Origin of the sequence: Microcystis wesenbergii NRERC-220, from assembly GCF_032027425.1 — a bacterium.
Classification (GTDB): domain Bacteria; phylum Cyanobacteriota; class Cyanobacteriia; order Cyanobacteriales; family Microcystaceae; genus Microcystis; species Microcystis wesenbergii_A.
The window spans coordinates 1,440,104-1,457,713 of record NZ_JAVSJA010000001.1; the positions used below are offsets into that span (position 1 = coordinate 1,440,104).

The following is a 17,610-nucleotide window of genomic DNA, read 5'->3' on the forward strand; positions in this document are numbered from 1 at the left end:
ATGTGTACCTCACTAGCTTATAGCGGTGTGCAGTCGTATTAGGTACAGTGTCACAAGCTATAAACCATGCTAGGCAAAGCTTGGTCTGTATCTCACTCAAGCGCTTACCGCTATAGGGCTGGCTGAATATCAGTGGAAACCTTGCTAAAAAAGTGCCAGAAACAAACGTTGAGAAATCGATCTGAGGGACTCAAAACCCTTGCACTTTCGCTCTTCCCTCGCCGGATAAAATTCAGAAACTAAGGGACGAAACTACCATTTTGCCAGTTGTGTGGCTTATAGATTCGCTCTGGGGACCTATTCAGCCAGCTCTAGTTAGTCACAAAAAATGCGTTAGACAGTTAGGCTTATTTCCTGTCTTAACGCAATAGTTTTAAACAAAAATTAATAGGTTAACAGACTAAATCAAAGCCCGATAACGCCCCAAAGCCAGTAGAGGAAAATACTGCTGATAGAAATGATATTTCAGGTAAAAATGACAGGGAAAACCTGTACCGGTGAAGTAATCTTCATCCCATGTACCATTTTCTTTTTGGGTAACAAGAAGATAGTTAACGCCCTTTTCAATCACTTCTCGCTGATAATTGCCTGTGACTTTCCCGACGGCTAATAAACCGATTAATGCCCAAGCAGTTTGGGAAGCGGTACTATTTCCCTGTCCTTTAAATTTAGGGTTATTGTAACTAAAACAGGTTTCACCCCAACCACCATCAACATTTTGACAACTGCTTAACCAATTGGCTCCTTTTTGCAATTGATGGCGATATTTATTCGGTTCCAGAAAAGCAAAAGCAGATAACGCCCCACTGGTTCCATAAATATAATTTACACCCCAGCGACCAAACCAACTACCATCAGCTTCCTGTTCTTTCTCCAGATAATCCAAAGCTTTTTTAACTCGATTTTCCTCCATGTTAACATCACAAGTGCCTAACATTTCTAGAACTCTGGCAGTAACATCAGCCGTATTAGGATCGATCATTGCTTTTAGATCGGAATATGGCAAAGAATTAAGCCAGTTTTGATCGTTATCGATGTCAAAAGCTCCCCAACCACCAGCTTTACACTGCATAGTAGCCATCCAATTAACTGCCCGTTTCATCACACCTTTTTTAATATTTTCATCGGGCATTTTAATTAACTCTAAAGCCATCACCACCACTGCCGAATCGTCTAAATCGGGATACCAGCGATTATCAAATTCAAAAGCCCAACCCCCGGGGGTTCCAATTTTATTTTTAATCGCCCAATCGCCATAATCAAGAATTTGTTGATCGATTAACCATTGTCCCGCTTTAATCATAGCTGGATGAGCGGGATTTAGCCCGGATTCAATTAGCGCTCGAATTACCCAAGCCGTATCCCAAACCGGCGACACACAGGGCTGTACACAATAGGTATTATCCGTCTGAATGGCAAAATTATCCACCGCTTTTAAACCGCGGGCAACAATCGGATCGTAAACATCATAACCTAGGGCTTTTAAAGCTAACAGAGAATTTAACATCGCTGGGATAATTCCCCCCCAATCGCCTGGGTCTTCCTGTCGTTCAATTACCCATTTTTCCGCCGCTTTCAGACTTTCTTGACGGAAGGGAACTAAATCAGTTTTTTCTGCCCATTTAAACAGCCCATCTAACCAGAGAAAAACATCTGCCCAATCGTTATTTTTTGGTAACTCATACTTGACATTATTCACCCCTTCTGTATAGAGTTCATCGAGATTAAAACCCATTTTATACACGGGTTTTTTGTCAAAAACAATTAATAAAGGAACCGTACTTCCCCGCGCCCAACTGGACATTTCATAGATAGTAAAAGGGAAATTTTCCGGCAGTAGCATAATCCAAGCGGGGATAGAGGGAACCCCCTGCCAATCGTAACAACCAATCAAAGCGAGGTGCATTTTGGTGAAAATGCGGGTTTTGCTGATGCCACCTTTAGCTAAGATAAATTCTCTAGCTTTTTCTAAAGCAGGATCATTAACGGGAATTCCCAATAGTCGCAGCCCCATGTAGGCTTCCACAGTGGTGCTAAGATCGCCACCATCGCCATAAAATAACTCCCAAGCGCCGTTAGGACACTGTTGCTGACGCAGATAGGTGGCTGCTTTGTCTAGGGGGCGTTTTTTGTCAGTTTTCCAGATTTTGTGCAGTAAAATTGCTTCTGAGGTGATGGTGACATTAGATTCTAATTCTGCCCACCAGTAACCCTCAGAGTATTGGGTAGAAAGTAAATAATTCTGAGAAAGTTCGATCGCTTTCGCTGTTTTAGCGGCTATTTCGGTGATTTTGTCCTGAATCTGCATTTTTTTCCGTTCGACAACCTCTAGAGACCACGAGTACAAATAAGATAATCTTATTTACAAAGTTTTTAATAAGTAGGTAAAAGATAGGCTTTTGTTCCCAAGGAATCCAGTCAAGGAATTTGCTTTGGTTGCCAATTTCTTTTTTCTTTTGACTGATTACTGATAACTGATTAAGTACCCCCACTCCCCTGAAGACAAAAGGGGTACGAAACTCGCACCCCACCAGATTGATCTTCATTTAACTTACTTTTTCTTTTTGCCTTTAGCGGGCGGATTATCCTTCGCTGCCGGTTCCGGGGCTTTTTCCTCCACTTGCGGGGCTGCTGCTACAGGTTCCGGGGCTTTTTGTCCCATTTGGGCGGCTACTTCGGCGGCGAAATCCGTTTCTTCTTTCTCGATCCCCTCACCTAGTACAAAGCGTTGGAAACGACGCACCTGAATATTTTCTCCCAAAGCGGCGATCGCTTGTTTAATCAACTCCTCAATACTGATGTTCTGGTCGCGGATAAAGGGTTGATCGAGCAGAGAAAGTTCTTTCAAACGTTTTTCAATGCGGCCGGCCACGATTTTTTCTTTGATATTATCGGGTTTATTGGCTAAATCGTCCCGTCCCATCTCAATTTCTTTTTCTTTGGCGGCGATTTCGGCGGGAATATCGGCCACTTTTACATATTCGACGTTAGGACAAGCGGCAATCTGCATCGCCACGTCATTAACCAATTTTTTGAACTCCTCGCGACGGGCGACAAAATCGGTTTCACAGTTCACTTCTACTAAAACACCGATGCGGCTGCCGGTGTGGATGTAACTGCCGATCATCCCTTCTGCCGCTACCCGACTAGCTTTTTTCTCGGCGGAAGTAATCCCTTTTTGACGCAACCATTCGATCGCTTTGGTTATATCCCCCGCGTTTTCCGTCAGCGCCCTCTTACAATCCATCATGCCGGCGCCGGTCTTTTCCCTAAGTTCTTTAACCTGTTGTGCTGTAATTTCCGCCATAATATTCTTAACCTACTGCTTATAATTGATCATGCCACGAGAGGGGCAGGTTTGACCGCTCGATAGGCTCGGAAAGTTTCCCCCCGAACCTAGCTGCGATCAATAGCTAATTTTCCCTAGTTATCGTCGTCTCCACTGGCAAATTCGGCGGCGTATTGGGAATAATCACCTTCTTCCTCGTACTCGGTTTCATTATCGTAGTCTTCCTCGTATTCTTCCACCGCTGCTTGACCACCGCGACGACCTTCGATGATCGCATCGCTAATTTTGCCTAAAATCAGTTTGACTGAGCGAATTGCGTCATCGTTGGCGGGAATCGGCACATCTACCAAGTCAGGATCGCAGTTAGTATCCAAGAGGGAGATGATGGGAATGCCCAATTTTTGGCATTCTTGGATAGCGTTGTATTCCCGACGCTGATCCACTACGACGACTAAATCCGGCAGCCGGCGCATGGTTTTAATGCCACCGAGGTATTTTTCCAGTTTGCCCAATTCCCGACGCAGTACCGATGCTTCTTTTTTCGGTCGTTTATCGAGGGCGCCGCTATTTTCTAATTCTTCTAATTCTTTGAGTCTTTCTACCCGGCCGCGAATGGTTTCCCAGTTGGTTAACATTCCCCCTAACCAGCGTTGGTTAACGAAGTGGCTACCGCTGCGTAAAGCTTCCTGTTTAATGATTGCTGCCGCTTGCCGTTTCGTACCGATGAATAAAAAGCGTTTACCGCGATCGGCTTCTCCTCGGACAAATTCGTAAGCTTCTTCGATTAATTGGGCAGTTTGCACCAAATCAATGATATGAACCCCATTCCGGGCAGTGTAGATGTACTGAGACATTTTCGGGTTCCAACGGCGCGTTTGATGGCCAAAGTGAACCCCAGACTCTAGCAATTCTGCGAGAGAGACAACGGGCATATTTTTCTCCTTTTCGGGTTTATCCTCCATCTAGGGCTGGATTTCTAGATTCCTAGAAACACCCGATCGCCTAGATGTGCGATTTTTGACAACTTTTCTAGTCTAACACGAAAGGGCGCGATTGCCTACCCGTAAATATTGGGTACTGAGGGCTTGCTACTGCAATTCCTCAAGTTTTTTCAAAACTGCTTCTGCGTGGGCTTTTACCTTGACATTTGACCAAATATAGGCAATATTTCCCTGGGGGTCGATCAGGAAAGTGGATCGTTTAATCCCCATATATTCCTTACCCATAAATTTTTTTAATCCCCAGACTTGATAAATTTCCGCCAGTTGATGTTCGGTATCGCTCAATAATTGAATAGTTAAATTGTGTTTTTCAATAAAACGACAGTGGGACTTGGCTGAATCGGGACTAACTCCCAAAATTACCGCGTTTAATTGCTGAAATTGCGGCGACAAAGCGGTAAAATCGATCGCTTCTGTGCTGCAGCCCGGAGTGTTATCTTTGGGATAAAAATATAATACCAACCATTGACCGGCAAAATCTGCTAATTTGCTAATTTCGCCCCTTTGGTTGGGGGTGGCAAATTCCGGGGCTTTTTGTCCAACTTCTAGGGTCATTTTTAGGAGTGTAAAGGCAAGAGTAAGAAAGGCGCGAGGGAGAGGGAAAGCAAGAGCCAGACTTGATAGTTAAATCCAGGAAATTCTGGTTTTTCTGACTCGACTAAAGCATCGATTCTCTCTAATAAGCGATTATTTAAAGAATTATCACTCAGAGCAACACAGCAACTATCAGAGAAATTTATTTCCGCTACTTGATTAACTTTTTCTGCTACTAAAAGCAGCGATTCAGCTAATAGTAAATAATCCACTTGTCCGGAAGCGTACTTATCGGCGCGCAATTCCCGCAAGAAGACCAATTCTGACCATAAATTCTCACTATTGGGCAGCCAAGAAGACATTGATCGCAGCCAACCTAACCAGAAAAACCAGAAAGTGTCATGATATTCTTGGTGAGCTTGTTCGTGGGCTAAAACTGCTTGTAAATGTTCTTGATCTAAGAGATTTAATAATCCTTGGGTTACAATTAATTCCGACTTCCAGAAGCCAACTCTGGCACTGTAGGGAAAATCCACTGCTAAAACTCTCGCCTTCTGAGTGGTGATTTTTTTGAGGGGATAACTGCTAAAATCCCGATGGGTTTGCCAAGTTTGATAGGAGAGTTTTATCAGACAGAATATAGCAAAAACTAGCCAGATTATAGCACTAAAGTAACTAATTAAACTGGAGTTATAGCCCAACATTTGCCCGCCATAGCCCATACAAACCACCGATATAACTGTCATTAACAGCAGCAAAGGAGGAAAGAGAAAGAAAAATAGCGTTGTCTGCCAACGACGCTGATAGCTGGGCAAAAAACAACGTAAACCAATGGCGATAGTTAATGCTAGTAATAACATTGAACCGTGCATTAGCGTTCTCTCCGTTGTTGACGCAGGGTATCTAAACGAGATGCGATCGCTTTTAATTGTTCGACACTAGCAGTATCGAGACTATCGGCAAAAGAAGCCACCACATCCGCATTACCAATAGCCAAAAAACGATGTAATTGTTCGTAGGCTTTAATTGCCTGTGCTTGTTCCTTAGAAACCATCGGTTTCCAGTAGAAAATCCGACCCTGTTTATAACAACTTAACCAGCCTTTATTAGTTAAACGACGCAGTACCGTAGTCACAGAAGTATAGGCCAGATCCCGTTCTGGATCGGCTAAAATGCGATCGTGGACATCCTTAACGCTGACGGTTTCCAATTCCCAGACAATATTGAGAATTTCCGCTTCTAGGGGGCCTAGGGATAACTGTTTTGGTTGATAGGTGGGCAATTGAGCCATAGTTACACAGAAATGAAGATTACTTTCCTGATCATAGCGGCGGATATCGATCGCCTGATAAAATAGCAACGATCCTTTATATTGTCTTTATGTCCACCGAAACTAATTTAACCACGACTACGGGTGCTGATGCCATCGATGTGGCGATCGCTAATGGTATTGATTTTGATGGTTCCCCGATTCCACCGGCAAAATTGGAACTTTATCACCGGGTAATGGGTTTGGAAGCAGGACGACAAAGAAGCGGGGTTTCGAACACGATGAGATCGCGAATTGTCCGCATCGGGGCCAAACATATCCCCCAAGAAGAATTAAATCAGCTGTTGTTAGCCGCCGATTTTGCCCCTCTCAAGGAGAAAGAAATCGCTTTTTACTATAGCGTTTCCTAAGCTAGTGAGGTACACATATTTTTCTTCCCTTTTGACTTTTGCCTCTTGCCTTTTGCCTAAAACCCATAACTTTTGTACCTCAGCAGACTGAAAAACGCTATATCTCAAGTAGTCAAATTTTTGCTCACCATTTTTCGCCTAGACTGCTTGCGGTTAACCGGATTGTTGGGGAAATTAGGCAGGGAGTCTAGGTTAATCTAATGCTCAAGGACACCTCGAATAAAAGATTTTGTTAACAAAGTGTTGGTCGAGGAAATCTCCTTGATCTACATTGATGAAGAGGGAATAATTTTCAACAACTAACAAGGCTCTCCGTCCCTCAAAATTCGATTTTTCGAGGTAGCCTAGACATAAGTAGTCGTGCAAAATAAATTTCCTAGTGAAGAAAGGCAAAAGGCAAAAGGCAAGAGGCAAGGGGGGGTTAGATATGTGTAATTAATTTTGCTTAGGTACTTAACGTCTTGGTTATTGCCTAAAATTAAACTTTTTTTGCCCATCAATTTAAAAACTTGCGTTTTTTTGATCATCTTAGCCTAGAGGACTGAGTAGTATGAGTTACAGCAAAGTTGATTTGTTAATTTTGTCCATCAGTGTAATCTGGGTTAAATCTCTGACTTTTTTTCCGTTATCAATTACTAAGGGGTAGCTCGATCAATTGGACTTATTGAGAAAATCTTCGCACTAATTGAGAATAAACCAAGGTTTGATCAGGGTTTCAGGCGGTGCAACGCTGAAGTAAATCTATTTTTCGAGGTACCCCCAAGAGGATCGATAACTACTGATTCCGAGCCGATAATGATACACTAGGCATGATTTAATTACAAACCTCGATCGCAAAAGGAAATAAACATCAATGAAAGCCATGATTTTGGCGGCTGGCAAAGGAACTCGCGTGCGTCCGATTACCCATACGATTCCCAAACCGCTGATCCCGATTTTACAAAAGCCGGTGATGGAGTTTTTGTTGGAACTGTTGCGACAGCATGGCTTTGATCAGATCATGGTCAATGTCAGTCATTTAGCCGAAGAAATTGAGAGTTATTTCCGCGATGGTCAGCGTTTTGGGGTGCATATCGGCTATTCTTTTGAGGGTAGAATCGAAGAGGGCGAGTTAATCGGTGATGCCCTGGGATCGGCGGGCGGTTTACGACGAATTCAAGATTTTAATCCCTTTTTTGACGATACTTTTGTGGTTCTCTGTGGTGATGCGCTGATCGATCTCGATTTAACCGCAGCCGTTAAATGGCATCGAGAAAAAGGAGCGATCGCCACTATCGTCACCAAAACCGTCCCCAGAGAGGAAGTATCCAGTTATGGGGTGGTAGTTAGCGACGAGGAGGGAAGGATTCTCAGTTTCCAAGAAAAACCAGCCATCGATGAAGCTTTAAGTACCTGCATTAACACGGGTATCTATATTTTTGAGCCAGAAATCATTGATTTTATTCCCCCTAATAGTAAATACGACATCGGGGGCGAATTATTCCCCGAATTAGTCGCTAAAGGTGCGCCTTTCTACGCTTTAAACATGGATTTTGAATGGGTGGATATCGGTAAAGTCCCCGACTACTGGCAGGCAATTCGCGGGGTGTTATCCAGGGAAATTAAAAATGTTGCTATCCCCGGCATCGAAGTCAAACCGGGCATCTACACGGGCTTAAATGTGGGGGTAAACTGGGATAAAGTCGATATCACCGGACCTGTGTATATCGGGGCAATGACGCGCATTGAAGACGGGGCGAAAATTGTCGGTCCGAGTATGATTGGCCCCAATTGTTGGATTTGTGGCGGCGCGACGGTGGATAATAGCGTTATTTTTGAATATTCTCGCCTCGGTCCAGGGGCGCGTTTGGTCGATAAGTTGGTCTTTGGGCGCTATTGTGTTGATAAAACCGGCGCGGCGATCGATGTGGAAGCGGCAGCCTTGGATTGGTTGATTACCGATACCCGCAAGGTTCCCCCAGAATTTGATCACCCTAAACATCAGGCAATTCGTTCTTTATTCAATAGCAAGTAGGCAACACCCCAACAGGGAACTTTTTACTTGATAAGTACCTAAGCAAAATTAATTACACATATCTAACCACTCCTTGCATGAGTGCCTTTTGCCTTTTGCCTTTTGCCTTTTGCCTTTTGCCTATCCTAACCAAGACATTAATTTTGCACGACTACTTATCATGTTTGATTCTCCTGTTGATCTTCTCATTCTCTCTAATGGTCCTGGAGAAATATCTACATGGGTGCGTCCAGTTGTCAAGAGATTGCGACAAAACTTAACAGAAGATCGATCGCTGTTGCGGATTTCGGTGATTCTTTCCCCTTGTACTCATTCTATGGGGGCGGAAACGGAAGTAGTTAGGAAATATCCAGAGGTCGATCGAGTCCAGTCGCCAGAAAACTTCTTTAATTTTCTTTTCTGGGGAAAAACCGCCGATAATTGGGATTGGCACCCCAAGGGCATCGTTTTATTTTTAGGGGGCGATCAATTTTTTGCCCTCACCATCGGTAAACGTTTGGGTTATCGCACCGTTATCTATGGGGAATGGGAAGCGCGTTGGTATCGGGGGATCGATCGCTTTGCCGTGATGAATACAAGTGTATTAAATAATATTCCCCAACAATATCAGCATAAATTTACTGTTATCGGCGATTTAATGGTAGATTTGCCCACTGCTATCACCCCCGATGATGCTACCTTAATTGCACTCCTCCCGGGTTCCAAACCCTCGAAATTAGCCCAGGGTGTACCCCTAACCCTAGCCATTGCCGAAAAGATACACGCGCAGAATCCCCAGACTAAATTTTTAATTCCTGTCGCTCCTACCCTAAATTTAGCTTATTTGGCGAAATTTGCCGATCCTAGCTATAATCCGATGATCACTAAAACCGGTTGGAGTGCTGCCCAATTAAAAAACGGTGAAAAACCCTATCTAGAAACAGCTAAGGGGGTAAAAGTTGACCTAATTACCGATTTTCCCGCCCATAACCAGCTTTCTCGCTGTCATTTAGCTTTAACGACGGTGGGTGCTAATACTGCCGAATTAGGAGCGCTGGCAATCCCGATGATTATTTTACTACCGACTCAGCAACTAGACGCGATGCGGACTTGGGACGGTTTACCCGGTTTATTAGCCCAACTGCCGGGGGTGGGGTCTTTATTTGCTAAGATAATTAATCTCTATATGTTGCGGAAAAAGCGTTTATATGCCTGGCCAAATATTTGGGCCGGTGCAGAAATTGTTCCGGAATTATTGGGGGAATTACAACCAGAAGAAGTGGCAAATATAGTTATATCCTGGTTAGAAAATCCCCAACAATTAGAGGCTATCCGGCAAAAATTGCGGGCAGTGCGCGGGCAAGCAGGAGCAGTGGATAAGTTAGTATTTATTATTGCCGAACAACTGTCTAGTTTCTAATCAATCAGAGAATTAAGCTTGTTGGTAGTGAGGATCAATTTCGATTAATTTATTAACAGTTTGATAGAATTCCTGCTGATAAAATTCCCGTTGATTGCTGTCGAGAGCATTAATTAATTGTTCTTGACAGTAGCGACGATATTCCATTAAACTAATTTTTTCCATAGCTATAATAGCATTTTTTATCTGTTCTTCTGGCTGCAAAATTTGCTGACTGGTATGTTCATTTAAGTGAAATAAAGAATTAAAATCACGATTTTTGTCTGCGGTGATCATCAATAAATGATTCTGTAAAGCTGACATCAAATCTCTTTGGTTAGTAATTTGGGTTTCTAACTCTAGAATTACTTGCCATAACCAACGATAATCAGGGAGATTAAAAATTAAATCTTTTTCATCCAAAAGTTCACAAATGAGCCTCCGATATTCGGGAGAATGGAGATAGATTAGTAATAGTAACCATTCGGCTTTTTCTGAGCCGTTTTTTTCGGATTTATCTAGGATATTTTTCCTTTTAATTGCTGGCGATTGAGCTTGTCGAAATGCGTCGAACCGTGGACGGTGAGCTTCGTCGAACCGAGGTTTATTAACTTGCTTTGAGAGATTTTTTAAAATATATGGCAAACGAGCGGCATCTTTTTGAGCCAAAATTTCAGCACAATAATCTAGGTAAAAAGTCCGTTGATTGCCGTCGATTAACTTTTGCAGTAAACTGATCATACTACTAGACACTTGTTGAAAATGTAGTCCCTGTTTTAAATCTTTATTAACTAACATTTGCGAGATTTGCCAATCAATCCAAAAAGGAGATTTTTCGATTAATTCTCGATAACTATGGGCGGTGAGCTTGTCGAATCCGTGGTACCCGTCAGCACGAGATTTAAGAAATTCATCGGCATCTTTACCATCGGGAAGATTGAGGATTTTTAGGTTAACTTGTCCCGAATAAACTAGAGAGTTAATTTCCTCGATCGCTCTTTGTGTTGCTTTAATTCCCGCTTGATCGGCATCAAAATTAAAGATTATTTGTTTACTTTCACTGTAGCGCAAAAGTAGTTTAATTTGCTCTTGACTTAAAGCTGTTCCTAAACAGGCAACCACATTAGTAATACCGGCAGCATGGAGAGCGATCGCATCAAAATAACCCTCCACAACTATCGCTAAATCTTGCTGAATAATTGCCTGTTTAGCTCGATCGAGAGCAAAGAGAGTTTTTCCCTTTTCAAATAGAGGAGTATCGGGAGAATTTAGATACTTTGGCTGCTCATTACCTAAAGTACGACTACCAAAAGCGATCGCACGTCCTTGACTATCAAAAATAGGAATCATTAAACGATCTCGAAATTGATCGTAATAACCACTACCATTTTGACGCGCTTTAATTAATCCTGCTTGTTCCACTAAAGCCACAGGATAGCGCTTTTGTTCCACCAAATAACGATAGAGCGTTTCCCAACCTTCCGGAGAATATCCCAGTTGAAAAGTTGCGATAGTTTCTGGGGTTAGTTGTCGTTGTACCTTAAGATAATCTAACGCTTTTTCCCCTTGGGGTTGACTAAGGGCGTGTTGATAAAAACTCACCGCTACGGCCATTATTTCGTATAATTGTTCCTTGAGGGATAATTTCTGTTCTAATTCCTGACGCTGTTCTACTGCTAGAGTTTTAATCGGGATTTGATACCTTCTAGCGAGATCGAAAACCACCTCACTAAAAGATTGTTTCCCCACTTCCATGAAAAATTTAATCCCGTTTCCCCCCGCACCACAGCCAAAACAGTAATACATTTGTTTGGCAGGACTAACCGTAAAACTGGGGGATTTTTCCTCGTGAAAAGGACATAAACCAACGTATTCCCTTCCCCTTTTTTTGAGGACGACTCTCTCGGAAATTAAATCCACAATATCAATTCTTTGTTTAACTTCTTCGATCGTGTCCGGATGTAGTCGCGGTGTATCCATAATCAGTTATCAGCAGTCAGGAGTCAGATGTGAGTTTTAAGTGAGCAGTATATATTAAGTGAGCAGTACTAAAGCTGATCACTGAAAAATCTCCCCAACACCTAGCACCCCCACTAAGGCCCTTTTTGACTCCTGGAAATTCGCACCCATAAGTAATAAGAAAGGACTTGACTTTGGCGGCGGCTTGTGCTATGCTTTTCTCATAATGGGAATCTTTGCAAATTTTGCTGGATTCAAATACTCCCATTGTGAATAAAATCCTTTAAAAATATTATCTCAAAATCTCCCGACAAAAACAAGCAAAATTTCGCCCATAATTGTTAAGTTTTGTTAAAAAGAAATGCAGAGACGGGCAAGGAAAGAACTGGTTACTGATCACTGAACAACTTCCCCACTGCGATGGCTGCATTTTGTCCTCCGAACCCGAAACTAAGACAGAGACAATTGTGCGGGGAAAAATTAACAGCCGATCTAGCTAAATTTAATTGAAAAGGCGACTGGCGCACACCGACACAGGGGGGAATTAGCTGATTTTTGAGAGCCATTAAACAAAAAGCCACACCTAATGCCCCTGAAGCCCCTAAAGTGTGTCCTGTTGCGCCTTTTGTCGAGCTTACAGCCACTTGCGAGCCAAAAATGCTGGCGATCAGGTTTGCCTCCCGTTCATCGTTTAAACGCGTGCTAGTGCCGTGGGCGTGAATGTAATTAATTTCATCTTTTCTTAATTGACTTCTGTGCAAACATAGTTCTATGGCTTTGGTAGCACTACGATTATTCACCGCCGGGGCGCTAACATGATCGGCATCACAGCTAAAACCATAGCCCAAAATCTGCCCGTAGATGGGGGCATTTCTGCTTAAAGCCAGTTCTTCCGATTCAAGGACTAAAATTGCGCCACCTTCGCCCAAAACTAAGCCCTCTCTAGCTCTATCAAAAGGATAACAGCCCGTTTTCGCCAAAGCTCCAATCTGTTCAAATCCCACCAAAGTTAAGGGAGTGATCGGAGTTTCGATCGCCCCGACTAAAACTCGATCGCATTCTCCCATTTTGATTAATTCTACACCCTGGGCGATCGACCAGATAGCCGTGGCACAGGCCGCCATGGGTGCTAACACTGGGGCGCCGGTTTCTATCAATCTAGCGGTCAATACCGAGGCGCGATCGGGTAAACTATCTAACCAGTTTTCTACTATTCCCGTCGCTGCCATCCGTTCCCATAAACCCTGACAACCACGACTAGAACCGATAGTGACACCACAATCCTTTAAGGGAGGGGTTAATTTCGCATCTTTGAGGGCAGCAATCAGGGCAATTTTGGTTAAATCCTCTAAAAATGCCGGTTTGTGACCGATTAAACCCAGGGGTAAAGCGGGTAAATCAGAAAAGGGTTGTTGCCTAGTTATACCGGTTTTGCCCTCTAGTAATCTTTGCCAACTCTGACTTAAATTTCCCAGAGAACTGATCAACCCAATTCCCGTCACCACAACATTCATTTATCAGTTATCAGGTATCAGTTATCAGTTATCAGTTATCAGTTATCAGTTATCGGAATATTAAATGATTGGGGGGGGGACGGCGAAGATTAAATTATTGTCGCCTGGTCCCACCCAACCCGATCGCTATTTTTTCAGGTTTTCCGCACCAGAAACAACTTTGGCCGAGTCAATTTTATCCCCTTGTTTGATCGTATCGATCACTTCCATTCCCTCAGTTACATAACCAAAAACGGCATAATCACCATCGAGGAAATTGATATCCGACAGGGCAAAATAAAACTGAGAAGAAGCGGAATTAGGCTGTTGAGAACGGGCCATTGCGATCGCACCGCGTTTATGGGGTAAAGCGACGATGGGAGTGCGGGCCGTGGACTGTTGACCGATTGCTTGCCCATAAATCGGCTCTTTTTCGTCTTTGAGGAGAATTTCCAGGGGAACATAACGGGATTGCTTGGTTTTCGGATCGACAAAACCACCAGTTCCGCGACCTTGGGGATCACCCCCTTGGGCGACAAAAGGCTGCGGTTCTGTAACCACGCGATGGAAAGTTAAACCATTATAAAAACCTCTCTCCACCAGATCCACAAAGTTACCAGCAGTAATTGGGGCCGCATTGCCATCAATTTCGATCGTTACCGGTTTACCTTTGATGATCATCTCGACCACGGCAGTTCCATCTAAGCGGGGTTTGTAATTATCCATGTTGACACTGCCCGAACTGGCAGATTTAGGGTTTTCGATGATAATAGAATTATCGGGGGTGGAGTTAGCTTCTGGGGAAGAACAGCCGAAAAGTGTCGTCGTTGTGATTAAAAAAACACAAACCACAGACAGCCAGCAAGATTTTCTTATCTTCATCATTTTATAGCCAAAAAGAGCGAAAAAAGGACTACAATCCCTCTAGAGGAATTTCCAGAAAACGAGCGAGTTCTGCCCCTTGATTTTCCAATTCCGAGAGGGACATAGGATCACCGACGCGAGTTAAAGGGATATCGCGACGCTGTTTAATCCGCAGGAATAGTTCCCGTTTCGGGTTGAGTCCTTCTCGCACTTCGGCCCGCACAGCTTGCACATCTTCCAGGGGCCAATCGAGATCGATGCGGCGATTTTTGCCAGGGTAGCCCCAACGAAAGATTTTAACTTTGCCGGTTTCCTTATTAAACTCGTTGTAACCACCTCCGACATTCCAGAGGAGAGATAACCAGAGATAGATGGCTAAAAGAGTCCCCGCAGTACCATAAAAGAGGAGGGCGACTCCTTGGGGAATAAATTGTAAGGCACTGGTATCGCTAACGAGAAGTAGATTGACCTTCAAATAACTGGAAAGACCAGCGAGGAGAAACCCTAGACCGCCAATAGAGACGATTACAGCCCAAAAATAGTTACTAGGGCGACGGGAACCCACTACTTCTTGCCGTAGGATTAGGCTATCTTTACTTGTTGTTTGCGCTTTCATGAATTGTTTTTAAGGTTGCCTAGAGTCATTTTACCAGCTTTTTTCTCCCCACTCCCCCGCTCCCCACTTCCCCAACGGCCCTAGGGCAGGGGGGGGAGATTCGGCTAATCTAAGAATAAGCGGTTTAAATACGTCTTAGCTTATCAGTTTCTCTATTCTCAATCAGTCCCACTTGTGCCGTGACTAATTAACCGATTTCCACATTACCTGTACCTTGAAACATCAGCCAAGAGAGGAAAAAATTAGCCACAAAAATCGCTAATAAAGAAGTTACCACAGCCGTGGTAGTAGATTGACCAACTCCTTTAGCACCGCCGGTGGTGGTTAAACCCCAACTGCAGCCGATAATGGCAATTAAAACCCCAAAAATTAGCGACTTTAACATAGAACTAATTAAATCCCATGTTTCCAGAAAATTTTGGGCTGATTGTAAGAATAGAGAATAGGAAATGCCGTAAAGACTATCGGAAATAAATAAACCCCCCAGTAGCCCTGTGACTAAAGAGATAATAGTGAGCAGCGGTAACATTAAACTACAGGCAATCACCCGGGGAATGACCAAATAATCGATCGGATCGGTTTTTAAAATATATAAAGCGTCAATTTGTTCTGTTACTCGCATTGTACCAATTTCGGCGGCAAAAGCCGAGCCAACTCTCCCCGCCACCACCACCGCAGTTAAAACCGGGGCTAATTCTCTTGTTAAAGCCAAGGAAAGAACTCCCCCAACAAAACTACCCGCCCCAAAAAAAATAAATTCTCTGGCTACCTGAATAGTGAAAACCATACCCACAAAAGCAGCAGTAATTAGGGCAATTGTCAAGGATTCTGGCCCCACAATACTCATTTGTTCCAGAGTATTACGCCGGTGGATTTTGCCATTAAGAATATGTAAAAAAGTTTGTCCCGCTAACAAACTGGCAGCCCCCAAACGCTGAAACCATAAACTTAAACCACCGGCAGCATCACTTTTTCTTGGCATTTGTCGAGGGAATATCGCGAAAATTTAACTTATTATAGGCGAGAATTCCCTCTGATACTAAATCCGTTGAGTAACGCACAGAAACAGAAAACGGGTTTCTCGGAGAAACCCGTTTTCTACTCATGTGCTTTGATGCCACTCGATCGAGGGATAACAAACCATGGTTTTGTGCTGCGGGCAGGGGATAATAGAATTATCTAGTAGCCGTCAGCTATCAACCCTGATTCTTTATCCATGCCAGATTTAGCGAAAATTATCCTGAGAAACCATAAAATTGATGCTGTTAAACGATTCCATCCTTGGATATTTTCTGGGGCGATTAAAGAGATGGAGGGGGAAGTCAAAGAGGGTGCTATCGTTGAGGTTTATAGCGATCGAGGCGAATATCTAGCCACTGGACTGTATAATCCTAGCAATATTGCCGTTAAAATTCTTTCTTTCCAAAAAGTCAGCGATATTGCTCAATTATTTCTCGAAAAATTCCAGAATGCCTATCAGCTGCGGCAACAAATCGGTTTAGTGGATAACCCGAAAACTAACTGTTATCGTTTAATTAACGCTGAAGGAGACGGTTTACCTAGTTTAATCGTCGATTGGTACAATGGCACGGCGGTTATTCAAGCTTATTCCCTAGCTTTATACCAACGTCTCGATCTGATTGTCGATTGTCTGAAAACTATCTACGCTGACAATTTACGGGCAGTTTACGATAAAAGTGCCGCAGTTTTGGCGAAAAGCGCCCATATATCCGAGAATAAATACTTATTTGGTCAAAAAACCAGCGATGAGGTGTTAGAATCCGGCCATCGCTTTATTATTGATTGGGAAAAAGGACAAAAAACGGGATTTTTCCTCGATCAAAGAGAAAACAGAGCTTTATTAGCCCAATATTGCCATAATAAACGGGTTTTAAACACTTTTTCTTATTCTGGCGGCTTTTCTGTCTATGCTATGCAAGCGGGGGCTGCCCTAGTCGATTCCGTTGATAGTTCCCACGGTGCGATCGATCTTACCGAAAAAAATATCGCCCTGAATAATCTCAGTCAAGTTCCCCATCAATCCTACAGCGCCGATGTTTTTAACTTTCTGCGCGACTGTCAGGAGGATTACGATCTGATTGTCCTCGATCCCCCCGCTTTTGCCAAAAGTATCCAATCCCGTCATCAGGCGGTTATGGCTTATAAAAGATTAAATCAGCAAGCTTTCCAGAAAATTCGCCCCCAAGGTCTTATTTTCACCTTTTCCTGTTCCCAAGTGGTTAACGAAGAACATTTTCAGGGGGCTGTCATGGCTGCCGCCATTGAATCGGCTCGCCCAGTGCGAATTTTAGCACGTTTAAGCCAACCGGCGGACCATCCCACCAGTATCTATCACTCGGAAGGTTCCTACCTGAAAGGATTGGTTTTAGCGGTGGATTGATGGAAAATTAAACGATTACCATCGGGATCATAGATGTAGATTTCCGAACCGTGGGAAGCTTGGCTAATTTCTCCCCTAGCACCATAGCCGATTTCGCTCCAATGCTCGATCGCTTTTTCGAGACTCTCCACCTCGAAACAAATGCTCATGCCACTGCCCCGAGAATCGCCAAATTCCTCTCTGTGGGACTCTTTAGGGCAAAAAAGACCTAATTTAAGGTTAATCAGCCTAAATTCCGCATAAACGGCGGCAAGGTAGGGGCTTGGTTCCTGCTGCAACAGTTGACGATAAAACTGCACCGAGCGATCGAAATTACTCGTTCCTAGGGCAATAAAAGCCTCTGTGTAATTGAATGGACTATCGGGGGGGTTATTCATCGGG

The 17,610-nt window shown here is 43.5% G+C and carries 17 protein-coding genes; 4 read left to right on the plus strand and 13 right to left on the minus strand.

The window, feature by feature from the left end; translation table 11 throughout:
* Positions 1–400: 400 nt before the first annotated feature.
* From shc to RAM70_RS07015, 6 genes are all read right to left on the minus strand, one after another.
* Positions 401–2,308: a squalene--hopene cyclase gene (shc, locus tag RAM70_RS06990; protein WP_312672967.1), complete on the minus strand. Its 1,908-nt coding sequence runs from the start codon at positions 2,306–2,308 to the stop codon at positions 401–403.
* A gap of 243 nt (positions 2,309–2,551) precedes the next feature.
* Positions 2,552–3,307 (minus strand): translation elongation factor Ts, encoded by a 756-nt coding sequence (gene tsf / locus RAM70_RS06995; RefSeq protein ID WP_045359756.1) that lies wholly within the window; start codon positions 3,305–3,307, stop codon positions 2,552–2,554.
* 116 nt (positions 3,308–3,423) lie between these two features.
* Entirely contained in the window at positions 3,424–4,221 is a 798-nt protein-coding gene (rpsB, locus tag RAM70_RS07000) for a 30S ribosomal protein S2 (protein WP_004162676.1), read from the minus strand.
* A 156-nt stretch (positions 4,222–4,377) separates the two neighbouring features.
* The gene (bcp, locus tag RAM70_RS07005; protein ID WP_272076858.1) at positions 4,378–4,845 is read right to left on the minus strand and encodes a thioredoxin-dependent thiol peroxidase; all 468 of its coding nucleotides are present in this window, start codon (positions 4,843–4,845) and stop codon (positions 4,378–4,380) included.
* 2 nt (positions 4,846–4,847) lie between these two features.
* Positions 4,848–5,696 (minus strand): M56 family metallopeptidase, encoded by an 849-nt coding sequence (locus RAM70_RS07010; protein ID WP_287998929.1) that lies wholly within the window; start codon positions 5,694–5,696, stop codon positions 4,848–4,850.
* Positions 5,696–6,184, minus strand: coding sequence for a BlaI/MecI/CopY family transcriptional regulator (locus RAM70_RS07015; RefSeq protein WP_002783352.1), 489 nt, complete (start codon positions 6,182–6,184; stop codon positions 5,696–5,698). Before RAM70_RS07015 ends, RAM70_RS07010 begins: the two co-directional genes overlap by 1 nt.
* Before the next feature lie 20 nt (positions 6,185–6,204).
* On the opposite strand from RAM70_RS07015, the gene RAM70_RS07020 reads away from it, so the two are divergent.
* From RAM70_RS07020 to RAM70_RS07030, 3 genes are all read left to right on the plus strand, one after another.
* Positions 6,205–6,504, plus strand: coding sequence for a small RNA NsiR4-regulated ssr1528 family protein (locus RAM70_RS07020; protein ID WP_045359761.1), 300 nt, complete (start codon positions 6,205–6,207; stop codon positions 6,502–6,504).
* A gap of 853 nt (positions 6,505–7,357) precedes the next feature.
* Positions 7,358–8,518 carry a nucleotidyltransferase family protein gene (locus RAM70_RS07025; RefSeq protein ID WP_045359762.1) on the plus strand — a complete coding sequence of 387 codons (1,161 nt, stop codon included), beginning with the start codon at positions 7,358–7,360 and terminating at the stop codon, positions 8,516–8,518.
* A gap of 160 nt (positions 8,519–8,678) precedes the next feature.
* Positions 8,679–9,917 carry a glycosyltransferase family protein gene (locus RAM70_RS07030; protein ID WP_045359763.1) on the plus strand — a complete coding sequence of 413 codons (1,239 nt, stop codon included), beginning with the start codon at positions 8,679–8,681 and terminating at the stop codon, positions 9,915–9,917.
* A 12-nt stretch (positions 9,918–9,929) separates the two neighbouring features.
* Here RAM70_RS07030 and dnaG read toward each other — a convergent pair whose 3' ends face one another.
* The 6 genes from dnaG to RAM70_RS07060 all read right to left on the minus strand — a co-directional run bounded on the left by dnaG (position 9,930) and on the right by RAM70_RS07060 (position 15,934).
* The gene (gene dnaG, locus RAM70_RS07035; protein WP_045359765.1) at positions 9,930–11,876 is read right to left on the minus strand and encodes a DNA primase; all 1,947 of its coding nucleotides are present in this window, start codon (positions 11,874–11,876) and stop codon (positions 9,930–9,932) included.
* Positions 11,877–12,244: 368 nt separating this feature from the next.
* The gene (locus RAM70_RS07040; protein WP_045359768.1) at positions 12,245–13,369 is read right to left on the minus strand and encodes a beta-ketoacyl-ACP synthase; all 1,125 of its coding nucleotides are present in this window, start codon (positions 13,367–13,369) and stop codon (positions 12,245–12,247) included.
* Positions 13,370–13,495: 126 nt separating this feature from the next.
* The gene (locus RAM70_RS07045; protein ID WP_312672978.1) at positions 13,496–14,233 is read right to left on the minus strand and encodes a peptidylprolyl isomerase; all 738 of its coding nucleotides are present in this window, start codon (positions 14,231–14,233) and stop codon (positions 13,496–13,498) included.
* A 28-nt stretch (positions 14,234–14,261) separates the two neighbouring features.
* Complete coding sequence (locus RAM70_RS07050; protein WP_190380722.1) at positions 14,262–14,828, minus strand: photosystem I assembly protein Ycf4; 567 nt, start codon at positions 14,826–14,828, stop codon at positions 14,262–14,264.
* A gap of 187 nt (positions 14,829–15,015) precedes the next feature.
* Positions 15,016–15,810: an MlaE family lipid ABC transporter permease subunit gene (locus tag RAM70_RS07055; RefSeq protein ID WP_312672980.1), complete on the minus strand. Its 795-nt coding sequence runs from the start codon at positions 15,808–15,810 to the stop codon at positions 15,016–15,018.
* Complete coding sequence (locus tag RAM70_RS07060) at positions 15,794–15,934, minus strand: hypothetical protein (RefSeq protein ID WP_287998916.1); 141 nt, start codon at positions 15,932–15,934, stop codon at positions 15,794–15,796. Before RAM70_RS07060 ends, RAM70_RS07055 begins: the two co-directional genes overlap by 17 nt.
* A gap of 110 nt (positions 15,935–16,044) precedes the next feature.
* Here RAM70_RS07060 and RAM70_RS07065 point away from each other — a divergent pair, with 110 nt between their 5' ends.
* Positions 16,045–17,229 (plus strand): class I SAM-dependent rRNA methyltransferase, encoded by a 1,185-nt coding sequence (locus RAM70_RS07065; protein ID WP_312672982.1) that lies wholly within the window; start codon positions 16,045–16,047, stop codon positions 17,227–17,229.
* On the opposite strand, the gene RAM70_RS07070 is transcribed toward RAM70_RS07065, so the two are convergent.
* Complete coding sequence (locus RAM70_RS07070; protein WP_046660786.1) at positions 17,196–17,606, minus strand: VOC family protein; 411 nt, start codon at positions 17,604–17,606, stop codon at positions 17,196–17,198. The genes RAM70_RS07065 and RAM70_RS07070 overlap by 34 nt on opposite strands.
* Positions 17,607–17,610 lie beyond the last annotated feature (4 nt).